Origin of the sequence: Marinomonas shanghaiensis (assembly GCF_003259175.1) — a bacterium.
Classification (GTDB): Bacteria; Pseudomonadota; Gammaproteobacteria; order Pseudomonadales; family Marinomonadaceae; genus Marinomonas; species Marinomonas shanghaiensis.
The window spans coordinates 113,343-132,918 of sequence record NZ_QGOK01000007.1 but is presented as its reverse complement, the minus strand read 5'-3'; the positions used below and the strand labels follow the sequence as shown (position 1 = coordinate 132,918).

At 44.7% G+C, this 19,576-nt stretch carries 20 protein-coding genes; 15 read left to right on the top strand and 5 right to left on the bottom strand.

What is annotated here, in order from left to right; all coding sequences use genetic code 11:
- From DKT73_RS07555 to phoR, 7 genes are all read left to right on the top strand, one after another.
- Positions 1–1,101 carry an amino acid ABC transporter permease gene (locus DKT73_RS07555; protein ID WP_111637952.1) on the top strand — a complete coding sequence of 367 codons (1,101 nt, stop codon included), beginning with the start codon at positions 1–3 and terminating at the stop codon, positions 1,099–1,101.
- Between the two features lie 22 nt (positions 1,102–1,123).
- Positions 1,124–1,903 carry an amino acid ABC transporter ATP-binding protein gene (locus DKT73_RS07550; protein WP_111605872.1) on the top strand — a complete coding sequence of 260 codons (780 nt, stop codon included), beginning with the start codon at positions 1,124–1,126 and terminating at the stop codon, positions 1,901–1,903.
- Between the two features lie 86 nt (positions 1,904–1,989).
- Complete coding sequence (locus DKT73_RS07545; protein ID WP_111637951.1) at positions 1,990–3,258, top strand: HDOD domain-containing protein; 1,269 nt, start codon at positions 1,990–1,992, stop codon at positions 3,256–3,258.
- Positions 3,259–3,264: 6 nt separating this feature from the next.
- Positions 3,265–3,825, top strand: coding sequence for a chorismate--pyruvate lyase family protein (locus DKT73_RS07540; protein WP_111637950.1), 561 nt, complete (start codon positions 3,265–3,267; stop codon positions 3,823–3,825).
- Positions 3,822–4,676, top strand: a complete 855-nt coding sequence (gene ubiA, locus DKT73_RS07535; RefSeq protein WP_111637949.1) for a 4-hydroxybenzoate octaprenyltransferase — start codon at positions 3,822–3,824, stop codon at positions 4,674–4,676. The genes DKT73_RS07540 and ubiA overlap by 4 nt, the downstream gene beginning before the upstream one ends.
- Before the next feature lie 84 nt (positions 4,677–4,760).
- Positions 4,761–5,456, top strand: coding sequence for a phosphate regulon transcriptional regulator PhoB (phoB, locus tag DKT73_RS07530; protein WP_111637948.1), 696 nt, complete (start codon positions 4,761–4,763; stop codon positions 5,454–5,456).
- Entirely contained in the window at positions 5,453–6,814 is a 1,362-nt protein-coding gene (gene phoR, locus DKT73_RS07525; RefSeq protein WP_111637947.1) for a phosphate regulon sensor histidine kinase PhoR, read from the top strand. The genes phoB and phoR overlap by 4 nt, the downstream gene beginning before the upstream one ends.
- A 135-nt stretch (positions 6,815–6,949) precedes the next feature.
- On the opposite strand, the gene DKT73_RS07520 is transcribed toward phoR, so the two are convergent.
- Positions 6,950–7,792: a response regulator gene (locus tag DKT73_RS07520; protein ID WP_111637946.1), complete on the bottom strand. Its 843-nt coding sequence runs from the start codon at positions 7,790–7,792 to the stop codon at positions 6,950–6,952.
- Complete coding sequence (gene cysZ / locus DKT73_RS07515) at positions 7,792–8,727, bottom strand: sulfate transporter CysZ (RefSeq protein ID WP_232827811.1); 936 nt, start codon at positions 8,725–8,727, stop codon at positions 7,792–7,794. Before cysZ ends, DKT73_RS07520 begins: the two co-directional genes overlap by 1 nt.
- Before the next feature lie 155 nt (positions 8,728–8,882).
- Here cysZ and DKT73_RS07510 point away from each other — a divergent pair, with 155 nt between their 5' ends.
- The 8 genes from DKT73_RS07510 to DKT73_RS07475 all read left to right on the top strand — a co-directional run bounded on the left by DKT73_RS07510 (position 8,883) and on the right by DKT73_RS07475 (position 17,326).
- The gene (locus DKT73_RS07510) at positions 8,883–10,493 is read left to right on the top strand and encodes a peptide ABC transporter substrate-binding protein (RefSeq protein ID WP_111637945.1); all 1,611 of its coding nucleotides are present in this window, start codon (positions 8,883–8,885) and stop codon (positions 10,491–10,493) included.
- A 120-nt stretch (positions 10,494–10,613) separates the two neighbouring features.
- Entirely contained in the window at positions 10,614–11,534 is a 921-nt protein-coding gene (gene oppB, locus DKT73_RS07505; RefSeq protein ID WP_111637944.1) for an oligopeptide ABC transporter permease OppB, read from the top strand.
- Between the two features lie 9 nt (positions 11,535–11,543).
- Positions 11,544–12,470: an oligopeptide ABC transporter permease OppC gene (oppC, locus tag DKT73_RS07500; protein WP_111637943.1), complete on the top strand. Its 927-nt coding sequence runs from the start codon at positions 11,544–11,546 to the stop codon at positions 12,468–12,470.
- A 9-nt stretch (positions 12,471–12,479) separates the two neighbouring features.
- Complete coding sequence (oppD, locus tag DKT73_RS07495) at positions 12,480–13,469, top strand: ABC transporter ATP-binding protein (protein WP_111637942.1); 990 nt, start codon at positions 12,480–12,482, stop codon at positions 13,467–13,469.
- Positions 13,469–14,470, top strand: coding sequence for a murein tripeptide/oligopeptide ABC transporter ATP binding protein OppF (gene oppF, locus DKT73_RS07490; protein ID WP_111637941.1), 1,002 nt, complete (start codon positions 13,469–13,471; stop codon positions 14,468–14,470). The genes oppD and oppF overlap by 1 nt, the downstream gene beginning before the upstream one ends.
- Before the next feature lie 168 nt (positions 14,471–14,638).
- Positions 14,639–15,166, top strand: coding sequence for a putative pterin-binding protein (locus DKT73_RS07485; RefSeq protein WP_111637940.1), 528 nt, complete (start codon positions 14,639–14,641; stop codon positions 15,164–15,166).
- The gene (locus DKT73_RS07480) at positions 15,166–16,992 is read left to right on the top strand and encodes a sensor histidine kinase (RefSeq protein WP_111637939.1); all 1,827 of its coding nucleotides are present in this window, start codon (positions 15,166–15,168) and stop codon (positions 16,990–16,992) included. The genes DKT73_RS07485 and DKT73_RS07480 overlap by 1 nt, the downstream gene beginning before the upstream one ends.
- The gene (locus DKT73_RS07475; RefSeq protein ID WP_111637938.1) at positions 16,985–17,326 is read left to right on the top strand and encodes an Hpt domain-containing protein; all 342 of its coding nucleotides are present in this window, start codon (positions 16,985–16,987) and stop codon (positions 17,324–17,326) included. Before DKT73_RS07480 ends, DKT73_RS07475 begins: the two co-directional genes overlap by 8 nt.
- Here DKT73_RS07475 and DKT73_RS07470 read toward each other — a convergent pair.
- From DKT73_RS07470 to pstB, 3 genes are all read right to left on the bottom strand, one after another.
- Positions 17,323–17,823 (bottom strand): free L-methionine (R)-S-oxide reductase MsrC, encoded by a 501-nt coding sequence (locus tag DKT73_RS07470; RefSeq protein WP_111637937.1) that lies wholly within the window; start codon positions 17,821–17,823, stop codon positions 17,323–17,325. The genes DKT73_RS07475 and DKT73_RS07470 overlap by 4 nt on opposite strands.
- Before the next feature lie 194 nt (positions 17,824–18,017).
- Entirely contained in the window at positions 18,018–18,731 is a 714-nt protein-coding gene (gene phoU / locus DKT73_RS07465) for a phosphate signaling complex protein PhoU (protein WP_111637936.1), read from the bottom strand.
- Between the two features lie 14 nt (positions 18,732–18,745).
- The gene (gene pstB / locus DKT73_RS07460) at positions 18,746–19,576 is read right to left on the bottom strand and encodes a phosphate ABC transporter ATP-binding protein PstB (protein WP_111637935.1); all 831 of its coding nucleotides are present in this window, start codon (positions 19,574–19,576) and stop codon (positions 18,746–18,748) included.

The following is a 19,576-nucleotide window of genomic DNA, read 5'->3' as shown; positions in this document are numbered from 1 at the left end:
ATGGCTATTGAATTTAAACCATCACCCAGCCTGCCACCACCAGTTAACTCTGTGGGTGCCTTGGCATGGCTACGCCAAAATCTATTGTCGTCGCCGCTTAACGTTTTTTTGACGTTATTCAGTCTCTATGTTTTGTATTTGCTCGTGCCACCAATAATCGAATGGGGCTTAATTAATGCGACTTTTTCAGGTGACTCTAAAGCCGCATGTACGGGCGGTGGAGCCTGCTGGGCTTTCATCGGAGTGTATTTTGAACAGTTTATGTATGGCTTGTACCCATCTGAAGAAACATGGCGCATCAATTTATCTTTGATTCTTCTGGTTTTATTGGTAGGTGCCTTTGCGATAAAAACCATCAATAAACTGTACCTTTCTTTGGCGATTATCCTTGTTTACCCTGTTGTGGCTTACTTTTTGTTTGCTGGCGGCGTATTCGGTTTAACCGTGGTAGAAACGTCTCTTTGGGGTGGATTGTTTTTAACGACGCTGTTGGGTGTGGTGGGTATTGTCGCCTCATTTCCACTTGGTGTACTGCTTGCGCTTGGCCGTCGTTCAGACATGCCAGTGGCAAAGTCTGTTTGTGTCGTGTTTATTGAGACCATTCGTGCTGTACCACTCATTACAATTCTTTTCATGGCATCAGTCATGATCCCACTGTTCTTACCAGATGGGATGAATTTTAATAAGTTAATGCGCGTTTTGATCGGTATTACCTTATTTTCTGCCGCTTACATGGCAGAAGTTATTCGTGGTGGCTTACAAGCGATTCCGAAGGGGCAATACGAAGCAGCCGATGCGATGGGATTGACGTATTGGCAATCAATGATTCTTGTCATATTGCCACAGGCTCTGAAACTCGTCATACCTGGTATCGTTAACACCTTTATCGGTTTGTTCAAAGATACGACTCTAGTGTATATCGTCGGTATGTTTGATTTATTAGGACGCATCCAAGCCGCTAACCACGACGCAAACTGGTTAGGAACAACGGTGGAAGGCTATGCCTTCGCTGGTTTTGTTTATTGGATTATCTGCTTTGGTATGTCACGTTACAGTATGGCAATCGAACGCAAGTTAGAGACCGGACACAAGCGGAATTAGTTAAGAATTTGAGGCCTTTACAATGACAGATAGAAATATGGCACTCGCCCAACTTGAGCCGGGCGAAGAAGCAATCATCGAATTTATCGATGTAAATAAATGGTACGGTGATTTTCACGTACTCAAAAACATCAACTTTAGTATTAAGAAAGGGGAACGCATCGTTGTGTGTGGTCCTTCTGGTTCGGGCAAGTCAACCATGACTCGTTGCATCAACCGTCTAGAAGAACACCAAAAAGGGATTATCTCTGTCGATGGCGTTGAAATGAACGATAACCTAAAAAACATCGAAGCCATTCGCAAAGATGTTGGCATGGTTTTCCAACACTTTAACTTGTTTCCACACTTATCCATTTTGGAAAACCTGACCTTAGCGCCAATTTGGGTTCGCAAAACACCTAAAAAAGAAGCGGAAGAAATGGCAATGCATTATTTGGAGCGGGTAAAAATCGCTAACCAAGCATTGAAATACCCAGGCCAACTCTCTGGTGGACAACAGCAGCGCGTGGCGATTGCTCGCGGTCTTTGTATGCAACCACGCATCATGTTGTTTGATGAGCCAACATCCGCCCTTGACCCAGAAATGATCAAGGAAGTATTGGACGTTATGATTCAGTTAGCCGAAGAAGGCATGACCATGGTGTGTGTAACGCACGAAATGGGGTTTGCAAAAACCGTTGCTGACCGAGTGGTCTTCATGGATGCGGGAGAAATTGTCGAAGCGAATAAGCCTCACGAATTCTTTGATAATCCTCAGCACGACCGTACGCAAATGTTCTTAAGTCAAATTTTGAATCACTAGACAGAACGAAAGCGTTAAAATCTGTTATATTGACAAAAGCCCCTAATAGGGGCTTTTTTATGTCAGTCATTTAACCGAGAAAATGTATGGAACCGTCATCAGACCGTCAGACAAGCCAGAAATTACGTGTGGTACATTTAGCGGATCATACTGGTCGTCTGCAGGTCATTTTCCCTGACAGTCACATGCTGGATATTTCGGCCATATCACGTTTAACAAAACGCCGATTTGAACCCGTCACCAATGCTCATAAATCAGGTGACCCCTTACTAAAGCCAAATACAGTGGCAACAATATTGGAAGCCAGCCTATTAAAAGAGGCTGCGGTTTCGATTCAAACAAAAAGCAATGGTCAATATCATGACATTAGTGCTGCGGAATTAGCCGAGATGTTTTCTGGCCCATTAAACCGTTTTGAGAACATCTCTATTCATCATCAGCTCATCAAGCCATCTGTGGAAAATCACGAAAACGACGAAGAGCAAATACTTCAAGCACTGGGACGTTTTCAATCTATTCGACTCAAACAGCGTTTAGAAGAAACTCTCGAAATTCCACCATTACCTGCGTCATCTCACCGTATTATCCGCCTTTCAACAGATCATACGGCAGGAACGGATGAATTATGCGAGGTCATTGCATTAGACCCAAGCTTGGCAGCTCAAGTCATCAGCTGGGCTTCATCACCTTACTATGGTGCACCGGGCAACATAGAATCCGTCGAAGACGCGGTTATTCGCGTATTAGGCTTTGATATGGTGATGAATCTGGCCCTAGGGCTGTCTATGGGAAATGGCTTTCAAACCCCAGAGGATGGCCCACGCCACTATGAAGATTTTTGGCTAGGCTCAGTTTCCAATGCGGTTTTAATGGAAGCCTTGGTAAAAGCTATGCCTGCTAAAAACCGCCCTAAAATAGGCCATGCCTATCTGGCTGGCTTGCTGCATAATTTCGGTTATTTAGCCATAAGTACCATTTTACTGCCGCATTTCTCTATTTTGTCCCGTTATCAAGAAGCGAATGCTCACCTTTCTTCAGAGCTTATTGAAATGCAAATCCTACACTTTACCAAAGAGCAACTGGGATCTTGGTTACTACGCTATTGGAGCCTACCAGACAATATTTGGACAGCGATCCGTTACAGTAAAAAACCGCATTATTATGGCGAGCACGCCCTGTTGGCCAAATTACTTTATATTTCTAATCAACTGCGTACTGAGGAAGAAATCGAGCCTTCTGTGTTGGTCGAAGTGGGGTTAACGCTTGAAGAAGCGCAGACATGTCGAGACACGGTTTATCAGTCTTCAACCGAATTACATAAAATGGTCGCTCTGATCAATAAAATGAACGCTTAGCTTGTTATGACAATCATGAACCCATTAGCCGCCCAACAATTCAACTACCGTTGGAGCCCTATTCATCGTGTCAATAAAACCAAGGTTCCTAAAGCAACCTGGCCATGGTTGATCACTCACGCATCACTAACCGCTGCTCTACAATGTCTTGGCCAGCTGGATGTTGAGGTCATTGAAGAGGTTTGGGGCACGCCTACTGCTCGAGAAAAAAAACGCTTAAAGTTACGCCCCAGAGAAGCCGCTCGAATCCGTACGGTTTTACTGAAAGTGGATGGCAATGTGGTCATCTATGCGCGCTCCATTATTCCCGCTCGGTCTTTACAAGGTCATTGGCGGCAGGTAAAACGGTTAAAAAATAAACCTTTAGGCGGTTATTTGTTTCAACACAGATCGCTCATTCGCAGTGATATCGAAATCACACAGTTACCAAAATGCATGTTTCCTGATCAGCAAAATGCCTTGTGGGCAAGACGTTCCGTATTCCATCAATATGGTCCTGGAATATTAGTCAATGAAGCTTTTTTTAATGAGATTAACCAGCTAAAACCACCGTTTGGATTGTTATGAGCAAACTTAAAGACTACGCAGACTTAACTCGATTTAACCGCCCTATAGGCTCTTTGCTACTATTGTGGCCAACATTATGGGCTTTGTGGTTAGCCGCCGGCGGTGTACCACAATGGCATTTGATCATCATTTTTGTGCTAGGCGTGTTTAGCATGCGCTCTGCTGGATGTGTTATTAATGACTATGCAGACCGAAAAGTCGACGGTCACGTAGATAGGACGAAACTTCGCCCTTTACCATCGGGTCGGGTCTCAGAAAAAGAAGCCCTAGTCTTATTTGCTGTACTCTGCGTTTTAAGTTTTGTGTTGGTGCTGTTTACTGACATACGCACGATTTTGTTGTCATTTGTAGGGCTGGGGCTTGCTGCACTGTATCCCTTTATGAAACGATATACCCATCTGCCTCAGCTTTTTTTAGGGCTAGCCTTTTCTTGGGCCATTCCTATGGCTTACAGTGCTCAGGGCGGAGACTTAGCCGATCCACAATTATGGATGCTATTTGTGGCAAATTGCTTCTGGACCATTGCTTACGATACCTATTATGCAATGACAGACCGTCCTGATGACTTAAAGATTGGGGTAAAATCAACCGCGATATTGTTTGGCCAATACGATTTATTTGTCATTATTTGCCTACAGGGACTAACCTTATCGTTACTCACATGGATTGGCCTATTAGCAGAATTACAGTGGCCATACTTTGTAGCGCTTATTGCTTGTGTCGGGCTGTTTTATCAGCAATTTAGACAGGCAAAGGACCGTGATCGACAAGCGTGCTTTCGCTCTTTTTTAGACAATAATCGCATTGGTTATTGCCTCTTTATTGGTCTCGTTGCAAGCTATTTTATGTAATATATGGCAAAGTTGTGACAATGTCATTGAATTGTCACATTTGCTCGCTTTAATGAAACCGTTCCTGAGATGAGGATAAATCCTGTGACCGGTAAAAAAGTATTAATTATTGACGACGAATCTTCCATACGTGAAATGATTGCCATCGCTCTTGAAATGGCGGGCTATGAGTATTTGGAAGCGGAAAACATTCAACAAGCTCATGAGATCATTGTAGATCATCGCCCAGATCTCATCCTAGTCGATTGGATGATGCCAGGAGGCAGCGGTATTGAACTGACTCGGCGCCTAAAAAAAGACACCACAACGGCCGAAATACCGGTCATTATGTTGACGGCCAAGAGCGAAGAAGACAACAAAATTCAAGGCCTAGAAGTGGGTGCGGACGACTACATCACCAAACCCTTCTCTCCTCGAGAATTAGTCGCACGACTCAAAGCCGTACTGCGTCGCGCCACGCCTCAAGGAGTCGATGAGCCAATAGAAATAGAAGGCTTGATGCTTGATCCCATTAGCCAGCGCGTTACCATAGGTACTCGCCCTTTGGACATGGGACCAACTGAATACCGTCTACTCAAATTCCTCATGACACACCAAGAGCGAGCTTATTCAAGAGCCCAGCTGTTGGATCAAGTGTGGGGCGGAAATGTCTACGTTGAAGAACGTACTGTGGATGTTCATATACGTCGTTTACGCAAAGCCATTGGTAACACTCATGATTTCTTGATACAAACCGTACGAGGAACTGGCTACCGCTTCTCAGCAAAAAGGTCTTTATGAAAACTATTTGGCGAAACACCATTATAGCGTGGCTTACTGGTTTAACGGCCAGCATTATCATTGGCCTCATTATTGGGCACTTGTTGGGTGTTTTGCTCTTATACGTATTAGGCTCTTTATACTGGCAACTGTATCAGCTGTATCAATTTCATGATTGGCTTCGCCATTCAGGCCGAGCAGCGCCACCAGAGGCAAGTGGTATTTGGGGAGAAGTCTTCGATGCGGTCTATCGCTTGCAGAAAAAACAGCGTAAATCCAAACGTCGTATGCGTCAGGCCTTAACACGCATCGAAAGCTCTACCACAGCCTTAAAAGAAGGCGTTATCATGGCAGACAACCAAGGTAACTTAGAATGGTGGAACAACTCTGCAGCGCATTTTTTTGGTTTGCAGAGGCCCACAGATCGCGGCCAAGCCATTACCAATATTGTCCGTAACCCTGATTTTTTCCGTTACTTCAGCCAAAAACGCTTTGGCGAACCATTGGTCATAAAGTCTCCCGCTAAAGAAGGCATGTACTTAGAAATTCAGACCACCTTATACGACAAGAACGATCACCTCATTTTTGTCAGAGATGTGACTCGACTGCATTTACTAGAACAAATGCGCAAAGACTTTGTCGCTAATGCTTCCCATGAGTTGAAAACACCGCTTACTGTCATTAAAGGCTATTTAGAAACGCTTGAGATGTTTAAGGACAGCTTGCCAAAAAGCATGCAGAAAGGCATTGTGAATATGTCTGAACAATCCGAGCGGATGGAACAACTGATTGAAGATTTGTTGCTGTTGTCGCGCTTAGAAAGCAATGACAAACGTGAAGAAAATCAGTGGCATAAAGTCTCAGACTTAGTTCAAGCCATCCAAAAAACCCTTACGCCCATCTTGACCGATAAACACACAGTGTCTCTCGCCATTCCTGAAGATGCGCGTTTATATGGCTCCTACAAAGAACTCTACAGTGCTTTCTCGAACCTCATCGTCAATGCGATTAAATATTCACCCGATGGCGGTGACATTGCCATTAAATGGGAATCCAGTGAGTTTAACGGTGTTTTCTCTGTCAAAGACAGCGGTCTGGGGATAGAACCAAGATACATTCCAAGGCTAACAGAACGCTTTTTTCGAGTGGATAAGGGAAGAGGCTCAAAAACGGGTGGAACGGGTCTTGGCTTGGCCATTGTAAAGCATGTGCTATTACACCATGACGCCAAACTGCAAATTCACAGCCAACCAGGTTTCGGCAGTACGTTTTCGTGCCATTTCCCTGCAAATCGTACTCGAAACGATACGATTCCTGCGCTGCCTATTCCTACGGATGAAAGCACAAATACATCCAATACATTGGGCATTCAAGAATAAATTGTTGTTTTGTGGATCGTGCTTTAGCGCGCCAAGGGATTTAGTTTGGTGTGATAAGGTTTTTGACGGCCTAAAGGCCGACCTACAGGGGATTAGTTATTTGTAGGTCGTGATTTTATACAAACAAACGACAAATCATAAGCTATCAAACAACTGAGCAATAAAGGTTTCTTTTTCACTGTCTTGATCAATTAAGCTCAATACCACGGTTAAAAACGTTGAATCATGTTTTTTCTCTGTCGTAGCGACCGATTGAACATAGTAGTTTAGACGATTTACCTTGCCACTAAACTCCAAATCTAACACGGCTTGTCCCAGCACTTGCGGCACAACATCATCACTTTTAATAAACATGGTCGCTTCTGTTTTACTAAACTGAATGATCATGCAGCGAAACTGTTTGCCTTCAAAGCGAACCATGGTGGGGATTTTGACGTCCTTTACTGACACAACGGGCGCATCTGGATGGGTAAACTTAGTGGCTTTTACGGGAGTGGCTTTCCCCGCGCCCATTAAAACATCTAACGATGCCGAGCTCACGCCACCGGGCGAGACAGATTCTCGCGCCTTTTGCGACATCAGCTTCTTATCAAGACCGTGCTTTTTCGCAGCCGATATGACTTTGTTGGCTAGCTGCTCACTGGAAAACGGCTTGCCGAGGTAATCCGTCACACCAGATTGAACCGCTTCGATCACATGACTTTTATCGCCACGACTGGTGATCATCACAAAAGGCACATCTTCTTTTTTGTATTTAGGCTGCTCTCGGCACCATTTAAGCAGCTCAACACCTGTCATTTCAGGCATTTCCCAGTCGCACAACACCATATCAAACTGAATCTTATTGAGCATCTGTTGTGCTTTTCGACCATTCACCGCTTCTTCAATTTCCACGGCCGGAAACTGCTTTTTTAACGAGCGGCGAATCAGATCACGAGTGAAAGAGGCATCATCTACTACCAAAATTTTTAACGACATCACAAAGTTCCATTAGTGCGATCTAACAAGGCTGAAAAATCCCCATGCTCCGATCGGAAAACCGAAATCCACAACAAAGTGGCCGCAACCACCGCAATAGGCATAACGAATAAATTAAAGAACGGGATCGTCAATGAAACCATCACTATTGCGCCAAACGTCCAACATAATAAGGGTTTGGAACGTAATGCCATTCTCATTTCATTAAATTTTACTTTGTTATTATCGAAAGCATAATCCATGTATTGCAGTGACAACATCCAAGCAGAAAAGAGTAACAACAACACAGGTGCAATGACGTTAACCAAAGGAATAAAGGAAAGCAGTAACAATAAAATAAACCGTGGCAAAAAATACAGTATCTTCTGGCACTCGCGCTGCAAACTATGACCAATGATAGCCATAACTACGCCCGCCGTCAGCGTTTCTTCAAAGACTCTTCCCGTCTCTTTTTCTTCCACCTTTTCGGCCAAAAATGCCATAAATGGCGCCGCTAGGATATTTACCCCAACCGAAAAACTGTAAAACAACAGCACGGTGATAATGGCGCCAAAAATAATGTAAAACAGCCAATTTAAAAAAGACACCCACTCAGGCACATATCCCATAGCGTAGCTTAAGAGGTCTTGAAAATAACCAAATGCCACCATGTAAATCAGCGCCATTAAAACAAAGTTAGCCAACAAAGGGGCCAAAATAAACAACCTCAGGTCTTTCGAAAACACCAAGGGAAACGCTTTTAAAAAAGCCCCAGCGGCTTTAAATGGATGTGTAATCACAATATACCTTTCTAATTCATTCATCTTTACGTCACAGAATACCATGAGGTCTTTCATGGCTCCACAAAGCCTTTCACATTGGCGATTCTTAAATGAAATCTTCAATGCCTTCAAGCCTTCAACACCATTTCCATCGCTCTTTAATAAAGCTGACATTTATTAGACGCATGACCTGATACGCAATTTCGATTGTGACCTTTTGTAAATTGGTGAACTATGAAAGCGTAAGACGAATACGAACCAGTACAGGTATCGCGTCTGAATATAAAAAAAAGCGCACACAAAAGTTAACTACAAGGGACATTATCAACATGAAAAAAACATTGCTCGCCAGTGCCATCATGGCCACTTCTCTTTTTGCTTTGCAAGCTCAAGCCGCGGACGTACCAGCGGGTGTCGAATTAGCCGCTAAACAAGAACTCGTTCGTGGTGGTGGCTCCGAACCTGCGACCATGGACCCACAAAAAATGGAAGGCACACCCGCTTCGATTCGTTCGAAAGATTTATTTGAGGGTTTGTATAATCAAGATGGCGACGGCAACCAGGTACCAGGCGTAGCCACAAGCTACGATGTTAACGCTGACAATACTCAATATACGTTTCACCTTCGCAAAGACGCTAAATGGTCTAACGGTGACCCAGTCACGGCCGAAGATTTTGTCTATGCTTTCACTCGTGCCGTTGACCCAGCTTTAGCGTCTCCGTACGCTTGGTTCATGGAAATACCAGCGATCGTCAATGCCACTAAAATCATTGCCGGCGAAGCAGATCCTTCCACGCTTGGCGTAAAAGCCCTTGATGACCACACCTTCCAAGTGACACTTGAGCGTCCCGTCCCTTATTTTGTCAAAATGACCTCCCATCAAACCATGTTCCCAGTACCGAAAAAAGTGGTCGAAAAATGGGGCGATGACTGGACGAAACCAGAGCACATGGTATCAAACGGTGCCTACAAAATGGACGAGTGGATTGTAAATGAAAAGATGGTCTTTTCCCGTAACACACATTATTGGAATGACGCCAAAACCATTATCAACAAGGTGACCTATTTACCGATTGAATCTCCTAACGCTGAGTTGAAACGCTTCCAAGCGGGTCAAATGGATCTTAGCTATGAAATTCCCAACGACCACTACAAACAGCTTCTGCGCGACATTCCAGATCAAGTAGTGGTGACACCAAAATTGGGGACTTATTACTACCAGTTCAACGTCACAAAAGCGCCCTACAATGATGTTCGAGTTCGTAAAGCCTTGTCTTACGCTATCGATCGCGATGTGATCACCAAGTTCGTGACTGGCGTCGGCGAGCTACCAGCCTATTCTTTCACTCCAGAAGTGGTCAATGACTTCAACCCAGCCACGCCAGAATACGCGACATGGACACAAAAAGAACGTAATGAAAAAGCCAAAGCCTTGCTAGAAGAAGCGGGATACACGCAAAGCAACCCACTGTCTTTTAGCTTGCTGTACAACACCAACGAAAACCATAAAAAAATCGCCATTGCAATCGCCTCTATGTGGAACAAGACCTTGGGGGTAAACGTAACGTTAGAAAACCAGGAATGGAAAACCTACTTAGAATCGAAAAAACATCAGCAATTTGATGTGGCACGTGCTGGCTGGGTTGGAGACTACAACGAAGCTTCTACCATGTTGGATCTTCTAACCACCACTCATGGTAACAACGACGGTAAGTACAGCAACGCAGAATACGACAAGCTGCTAACCGAAGCTCGTACCATGCAACACCCGGCTGAGAACTATAACAAGGCGGAAGCCATCGCCATTGAACAAGACATGGCGGTCGCCCCTATTTACCAATACACCGAAAAACGTTTGGTAAAAAGCTACCTAGGCGGTTACATGCCAAACCCAGAAGACAACGTTTATGCGCGTGATATGTACATCATCAAGCACTAATTCGGCGCTGTTGTTCTGTATTGAAAACCCTCCTCAGCACTTCGGTGCTGGGGATCTCTTGAACTTCCTACAGGTTGTTTGTGTTGTCCGTCACCCAACACAACTAATCCGGTAATTTTTATGCTGACATTTATTGCAAAACGCATTTTAGAAGCCATTCCAACCTTATTAATTTTAATTACGGTTTCTTTTTTCTTAATGCACTCGGCTCCCGGCAGCCCATTCTCAAGCGAACGCGCTTTGCCACCAGAAGTATTGGCGAACATTAATGCTAAGTACCATTTAGACGAGCCCGTGATTAACCAATACTTTTATTACCTTGGCGGTTTACTGCAAGGGGACCTAGGCCCTTCTTTTCGCTACAAAGACTTCACCATCAATGAGTTAATTGGTCAAAGTTTTCCCGTCTCAGCAGAAATCGGCATTTGGTCTTTTCTGGTCGCGCTTATTATTGGTGTGGGCTGCGGTATCATCGCTGCACTGCGACAAAATTCATGGTTAGACTACAGTGTGATGGGCTTTGCCAACCTCGGAATCGTGTTACCAAATTTTGTATTAGCTCCCTTGTGTATCCTCTTTTTCTCTATCTACAACCAATGGTTACCACCAGGCGGTTGGAATGGTGGTGCCTGGCCTTATCTGGTGATGCCTGTGATCGCCATGTCCACCAGCTATATTGCGCAGATTGCGCGTATTACGCGCGGTAGCATGATCGAAACCATGCATTCCAATTTTATTCGTACGGCACGAGCAAAAGGTCTGCCGAAATACCGCATTATTTTCCAACACGCCTTGCGTCCAGCCATGCTGCCCGTTATTTCCTACCTTGGACCGGCTTTCGTCGGCATTGTGACGGGATCTGTTATTGTCGATGTGTACTTCGGTACCGGCGGTATTGGTCAGCACTTTATCAATGGCGCCTTAAATCGAGACTACTCCATGGTGATGGGTGTGACGATTTTAGTCGGTACATTGACGATTCTATTCAATGCCATCGTTGATATTTTATACGCGGTTATTGATCCAAAAATTCGCTACTAAGGCCTCCTTATGATTACTTCAAAAGATAAAATTCAGGCCGTCGAACAGTTCGCCGAAAAAGTGGTGGAAGTCGAAGGTCGCAGCTTATGGCAAGACGCGCGCCGTCGTTTTTTTTCTAACCATGCCGCAGTGTCTAGCTTGATTATTCTGCTGCTTATTACCGCTATTGCTCTACTTGGGCCGTTGTTCAGCCAATGGAATTACGACGATATCGACTGGGAAGCACTGTCCGACATTTCCACGTTAGGCCGCCCAAACATTGAAAACAGTCATTACTTTGGTACTGACACGTTAGGCCGCGATATTTTTGTGCGCACCATGCAAGGTGGGCAAATCTCTCTATTAGTGGGCATCATGGGCAGTATCGTAGCGATTGTGATTGGTACGCTTTATGGCGCGGCATCCGGTTACATTGGTGGACGCGTTGACAGTGTCATGATGCGTTTCTTAGAGATTTTAAACTCTTTTCCTTTCATGTTCTTTGTGATCATTTTGATGACCTTATTTGGCCGCCATATTTTCTTGATCTTCGTCGCCATTGGCGCGATTTCTTGGCTCGACATGGCGCGTATTGTGCGCGGTCAGACCTTGAGTCTGAAAAACAAAGAATACATTGAAGCGGCTTACGCTTGCGGCGTATCAACACCGAAAATCATCTTGCGCCATATTGTGCCAAACGTGCTTGGCATCGTGGTGGTTTACGCGACCTTATTGGTGCCGAACATGATCTTACTAGAGTCTTTTATCAGCTTCTTAGGACTTGGTGTGCAAGAACCCATGACCAGCTGGGGCGCGTTGATTTCTGAAGGCGCACAGAACATGGAGATTGCCATCTGGCAATTAGCTTGGCCGCTGGGGTTCTTAGTGGTGACGCTGTTTTGCTTTAACTTCCTCGGCGATGGCTTACGCGATGCGCTTGATCCAAAAGACCGCTAAGGAGACGTTATGAACCTATCAAATACAAAAAACTTAGTAGAAGTTAACAACTTACGCGTTAAATTTAGAACGCCCGATGGTTTTGTTACCGCGGTGAATGATCTTAATTTCACCTTAGCACAAGGCGAAACCCTTGGTATCGTCGGTGAGTCTGGCTCAGGCAAAAGCCAAACGGCGTTCGCACTCATGGGCTTATTGGCAGGCAATGGTGTGATTGAAGGGGAAGCACGCTTTAACGAGCAAAACATTCTGACCCTAAATGAAAAAGCCATGAACCGTATTCGCTCTAAAGAAATTGCGATGATTTTCCAAGATCCAATGACCTCATTGAATCCTTATATGAAAGTCGGTAAGCAATTAATGGAAGTCTTGATGCTGCACAAAGGCATGAGCAAAGCCGAAGCCTTTGAAGCCTCAGTGAAAATGCTCGACGCGGTAAAAATGCCAGAAGCGCGCAAACGCATGAACATGTATCCGCATGAGTTTTCGGGTGGTATGAGACAGCGTGTCATGATAGCCATGGCGCTATTGTGCCAACCTAAACTGCTGATCGCCGATGAGCCAACGACGGCCCTAGACGTCACCGTACAGGCTCAAATTCTAACCCTACTGAACGAGTTAAAAAACGACTTCAATACCTCCATTATCATGATTACCCATGACTTGGGCGTGGTCGCCGGTTTGTGTGACAAGGTGCTGGTCATGTACGCAGGACAAACCATGGAGTACGGTACGGCAGAGGACGTTTTTTATCGTCCTACACACCCATATACTCAAGGCTTATTAAAAGCCATTCCACGCCTTGATGCGGAAGACGAAAAACTCTCTACCATTCCTGGCAACCCACCGAACTTATTGCATATGCCGTCTGGCTGTCCGTTTCAAGCACGCTGTGAATTTGCCAAAGAGCGTTGTGGGGACAGCATGCCAGCGCTAAAAGAATTTGCACCGGGTCAACTCCGAGCTTGTCATAAATCCGTTGATGGATGGGTCGCCTAATGAACACTTCAAATAAGGTTTTAATGGAAGTGAACAACTTAAAAGTCCACTTCAACATCAAATCTGACAACGCGTGGCCATGGGAAAAAGGCCAAGCACTCAAAGCCGTAGATGGCGTTAATCTAACGATTTACGCAGGTGAAACACTTGGCGTGGTCGGCGAATCCGGCTGTGGTAAATCCACACTAGCGCGCGCTTTATTGCGCCTTGTCCCAATCACCGAAGGCAATGTGGTGTGGCTTGGGCAAGATCTAACGGATCTCGACAAAAGGCAAATGCGCAGCAAACGCCAAGAGCTGCAAATGATCTTCCAAGATCCTTTGGCGTCCCTTGATCCACGCATGACAGTGGGTGATATTATTGCCGAACCGTTAAGAACCTTTCGGCCAGAGCTGTCAAAAGACGCTGTTAAAGCCGAAGTCCGCGCTATTATGGACCGTGTCGGTTTATTACCCAACGTGATTAACCGCTATCCACATGAGTTCTCTGGTGGCCAGTGTCAGCGTATCGGTATTGCTCGTGCCCTAATCCTTAAACCTAAGTTAGTGGTGTGTGACGAGCCAGTATCGGCTCTGGATGTGTCCATTCAAGCGCAAGTCGTCAATCTGTTGAAAGAGTTACAGGCCGAAATGGGCCTGTCTTTGGTGTTTATCGCACACGATTTAAGCGTGGTAAAACACATTTCAGATCGCGTTTTGGTGATGTATTTGGGCAATGCGGTGGAATTAGCCAGCAAACGCGCCTTATACGAAAACCCTCAACATCCATACACCAAGGCTTTATTGTCTGCAGTGCCTGTACCAGATCCAAGAGTCGAGCGAGGTAAAAAAATCCAACTTTTAACCGGCGACTTACCGTCCCCCATTAGTCCGCCGACTGGTTGTGTTTTTCGTACTCGCTGTCCTCATGCGAACGAAGGCTGCGCGCAACAAAAACCGATATTACAAGTACTGTCCAAAGAGCATCAAGCGGCTTGCTCTAGGCTGGCTGAAATAGGCTAATGTCGCCCATACCATTAAGCCGTTTTGCTGTTGTCATGCACGCAAAGCGGCTTAAATTTGTCTAAAACGTTGACTTATTACACATCAACCTAGTATTCACCGTACAAGCGCGCTATTTTTGTCTATCATAGTAAAATTTGTTTCGTTACTGTGTTAAGGCTTTTATCCATGCGTTTATATTCTGCTTACAGACATTCTCTTATCTTGTTCATCGTTTTAGGCATTATATCTGCTTCATCATTCGCTTCAGATCAATCCAATGGCAGAATACTGCTTACCGTATCAGGGGCGATCGATGCGACAAATCAAGAGCAAGAACGGACGTTTGATCTAGCGACGTTAGGCAACTTACCTCAGCACACCATCGCGACTCATAATCCATGGACAAAAGGCCTACATATCTACCAAGGCTTTTCTGCCGTCGACTTATTACAAGAAGTGGGCAGCTCTGGTTCCTTATTACAAGTCACTGCCCTTAATGATTACATGACGGAACTGCCACTGAGTGATTTTATCGACAATGGTGCCATTTTTGCGACTCATCAAGATGGCAAACCAATGAGCGTCAGAAACCTTGGTCCTATTATGGTGATTTACCCCTTTGATGAGCGCCATGAATTAAAATCAGAATTGTTTTATGGTCGTTCAATCTGGCAAATACACCACATCAAAGTACTGGCAGCAACGGAGCAATAATGACGCGTTTTTTTCAGGGAAACACCTGGCTATCCAAATTCAAAACATGGGTAGTATATGGTTTCATTACCTTCATTATTGCCATTACCATTGCCGTATTTGCCATCATTACCTATACCAGTGACAGCTCCAAAAACAACGGTCGTCGTATTTTCGAAAGTTCGCTATGGAATGCCCTGCAATTACAGGTACAGTCGTATCGATTTCTCAACTATTTAGTCGCATTAAAAGACAGTGATTACCCGCTTAATGGTAATGCTTTTTTCGAGTACGACTTATTGATGAGCCGAGTAGATTTACTTAGAGAAGGCGAAGTTGGCTCTTTAATTCGTAACTTTGAAGGTGGACGTACAACCCGGTTACTCAATATTATTAATGGTGAATTAGAACTGCTGAGTTTTCATCTTTCCAGAATAGAAGACGGCGATCGTTCTTATCTTCCGGACTTAATTCTGCGGATTCAAAACATCGAAGAACAGATCAATGAATTTGTTACCTTAGTGAATAAAGGCAGCAACGAATACATCAGTCAACAACACCGCACATTACAAAAGAATCTAAATGACATTCAGCTGCTTTCAATGGCGCTGCTTGCTTGTCTGTTGTGCCTGTGCTTTTTGACTGTCAAAGGACTAACAGAGCTAAAAAATATTTTTCGCCGTAATGCCAGCTTACAATCCAGTATCCAAGCCGTCCATGAAGACAAATCGGACATGCTGTCCTTCATTCATCAAGAAATACGATCTCCGATTAATGCTATTCTAGGCGTCGCTAAAACACTCAAAAACACCACGTCTTACCACGATACCGAAGCTCTGTCTCAACATATCGAAGAGTCTGGTCAACAACTCCTTCAGACCATAGAGATGTTCTCTGACCTTGCTTTAATTGATGCTAAGAAGCTCACACTAACAGTAAGCACCGAAGATCTCAGTGGTCATATCACAAACTACCTTGCTCTTTTTGAGCCGCAAATGTCACGTAAAAGCCTACAAGGGATTGCTTATATCGATCCACTTTTACCAACACACATCCAAATGGATTTTGCTCGCGTCAAAGAAATCATAGTAGCACTCCTGCAAAACGCCATCGCTCATACGCCCTCTGGCAGTATTAGCGTGCAAGTCCGACCATCGGCATTGCATGCCCCTAAGGGACAGCTCCCCGCGAATGCAAGAGAGGCGAAGATGCTACAAATTGCAATTAGAGACACTGGCCTTGGCATGCCCAACCAGCTACAACAAAACTTACGAATCAACCCTGCGTTACCCATGCAACAAGAAGGCCCACTGCCCAGCAAAGTGGGCTTAAGTCTCGCCCTATGTCATAAACTGGTGTATCTCATGCAAGGTGAAATGCATTTTTCCAGCGCCCCACAGAAAGGCTGTGAATTTTGGGTCGACCTCCCCTATCATGAACCTAACAACAGCGAAAAAAATGTCTCGACCGCGTTCCAATGTCCCGATAAAACACAAGCACTGGTCATAGAAACCGACTCGCATCTCGCTAAAATCATTGGTTTACAGCTTACTACCTTTAATATTGACGTCACGTTTTCTAAAGATGGAAGCTTCCAAGAGCATAAAGACTTCGATCTCATCCTGCTGGGAAATACCCCACGCTTTGAACGAGATGGAAAAGACGCTATCCTTCAGTGGAAGACAAAATCGTGCCCAATACTCAGCTATCACCCAAAAGCCCTTGATACTCCAGAATATTCAGTCATTCCGCTTTGTTTTCCATTGACACAAAATCAATTGGAGTCGCATATTTATAAGCTATTTTCCAACCACAAAGCGTCTATAAAGGTCGATAATCATGATTGATACCGCACATCTCGATACCCTTACCCAGTTGCTGGGAAGAGACACCATTAACCAGATACGTTTAGAATATATTGAAGACAGCCATGAAAAATTGGCGCAATTATTACAAGCTTGGGATGCCAAAGACTATTCGGAACTTAAACAGGTTAGCCACTCGCTAAAATCGGCGAGTTTAAACATGGCAATGTCTGTGTTCGCCAAACAATGCCAACAAATAGAACAGTCCGCCTCACAACACAATGAGCAAGGCATGCAGGCGATTATCGATACATTGCCAAGCTTACACACCCTCTCATTACAGGCACTCAAACGCTATTTCTCAGACTTTGATTAAAATGACCAAGAGACATCCGTCGACTGGATAAAGGTCTCCACAAAAGATTCTAAACCAGCTTGGTCTATCTCGGAGAAGCGCCCAACTTTTGGGCTATCCATATCAAATACCGCCACCAGCTTCCCAGCCACGACCACCGGAATGACCACTTCACTGGCCGAAGCAGCATCACAAGCAATGTGTCCATCAAAAGCATGAACGTCTTCAATTCGCTGAGTCTGTAACGTTATTGCCGCTTTACCACAAACCCCACGACCAAATGGAATGCGAGTACAGGCAACCTTGCCAACATAAGGCCCGAGTACTAATTCATCACCGCGCACAAAATAAAAGCCAGCCCAGTTCAGATCTACAATCGCTTGCATCACAAACGCAGAAAACTGAGCGGCATTGCAAATCAGATCGCGCTCCCCGCTTAATAAAGCCGCGAGCTGCGCATTGAGATCTCGATAGGATTCTTCAAGAGAGACTGTTGCTTGAGTTTCTATGGTAAACATGGATTTTTCCACCAACTAAAACGAAAAGCGGATGATAACAAACTGAGCACAATAGCCCACTATCAGAAAAGCGAAAGCCGTAAAAGAAAGTGTTGAAACGAAGAAATAAAGGGAAGAAATAAAGGCATGAAACCGTAAAAGGGTCTCTTAGCTCAGGCAGACAATCCTTCCAGTAGCTAAGAGACCGATGACGCTTATTTTTTATTCATATCCGCCGTAAGATCATTCACATTCACATGACGTACATCCACGCCTTTGATCATGAAAATCAAATGTTGGCAGGTATGACGCGCATGATCGCCGATACGCTCAAGGGAACGAAGCACCCAGATCACGTTGATCACGCGAGAAATACTGCGTGGATCTTCCATCATATAGGTCACTAAAGAACGCATTGCGGTGTTGTACTCTTGGTCTACCGCCGAGTCTTGCTTCGCCACTTTAATCGCCATGTCTATGTCTAAACGTGCATAGGCATCTAAAGCGTCGTGTATCATGCGAGACACCATTTCGCCAATACGATTAATCTCCACATAGCCACGAGGAGACTCACCTTCATTGACCAAATTCAACGTCAGGTTGGCAATCTTTTTCGCTTCATCACCAATACGCTCTAGTTCACTCACCGCTTTACTGATCGACAAAATCATGCGTAAGTCAGAAGCAGCAGGCTGACGCTTTGCCAAAATACGCGTGCACTCTTCATCAATTAAGCCATCTAGCTGATTCACCGTCGCGTCTTGGTTTTTAACATCTTCAGCTAAGTCAGCATTGCTGTCTAACAAAGCCTGCACAGCATCTTGTACCTGATTTTCTACCACACCACCCATGGTTAGGAAATGTTGGCGCAACGCTTCAAGTTCATTATTAAACTGCTGAGAAATATGGTCCGTCGTTAATTCTTTCATAATGCGTCCTCCGCCTAGCCGTAGCGGCCCGTGATGTAGTCTTCTGTTTGTTGTTTATCTGGGTTAGTGAACAAAGTATTGGTATCACCAAATTCAACCAAATCTCCCAAGTACATAAACGCGGTATAATCTGACACACGAGCGGCTTGCTGCATGTTGTGCGTCACAATCGCGATAGTGAACTCATTTTTCAATTCGTGAATCAGTTCTTCAATCTTAAGCGTCGAGATAGGGTCTAAGGCTGATGCAGGCTCATCCAACAACAACACTTCTGGTTTCACCGCTACGGTACGGGCAATAACCAAACGCTGTTGCTGACCACCAGACATACCCAAGGCACTCTCATGTAAACGGTCTTTTACCTCATCCCACAACGCTGCAGAACGCAGTGCCCACTCAACGGTTTCATCCAATAGGCGTTTTTTGTTAATGCCTTGAATACGCAGGCCATAAGCCACGTTTTCGTAAATGCTTTTTGGGAACGGGTTTGGTTTTTGAAACACCATACCAACACGACGACGTAATTCAGCGACATCAGTGCCTTTGGCATAAATATTTTCATTATGTAAATTGATTTCACCAGTGATTCGACAAGTGTCCACCAGATCATTCATACGGTTAAAACAACGTAATAGTGTGGATTTACCACAACCAGAAGGCCCGATAAACGCGGTTACTTTTTTCTCTGGAATGACCATGTTTACGCCTTTAAGCGCTTCTTTATCACCGTAATAAAGGTGCAAATCGTTTACCGATAGGCAGACCTTTTCATCTTCAATGCGCAATGCCTTTTGGCTACGCTGCATAGCTGATATATCAATAGAGTGTGTTTTTGCGTCGCTCAT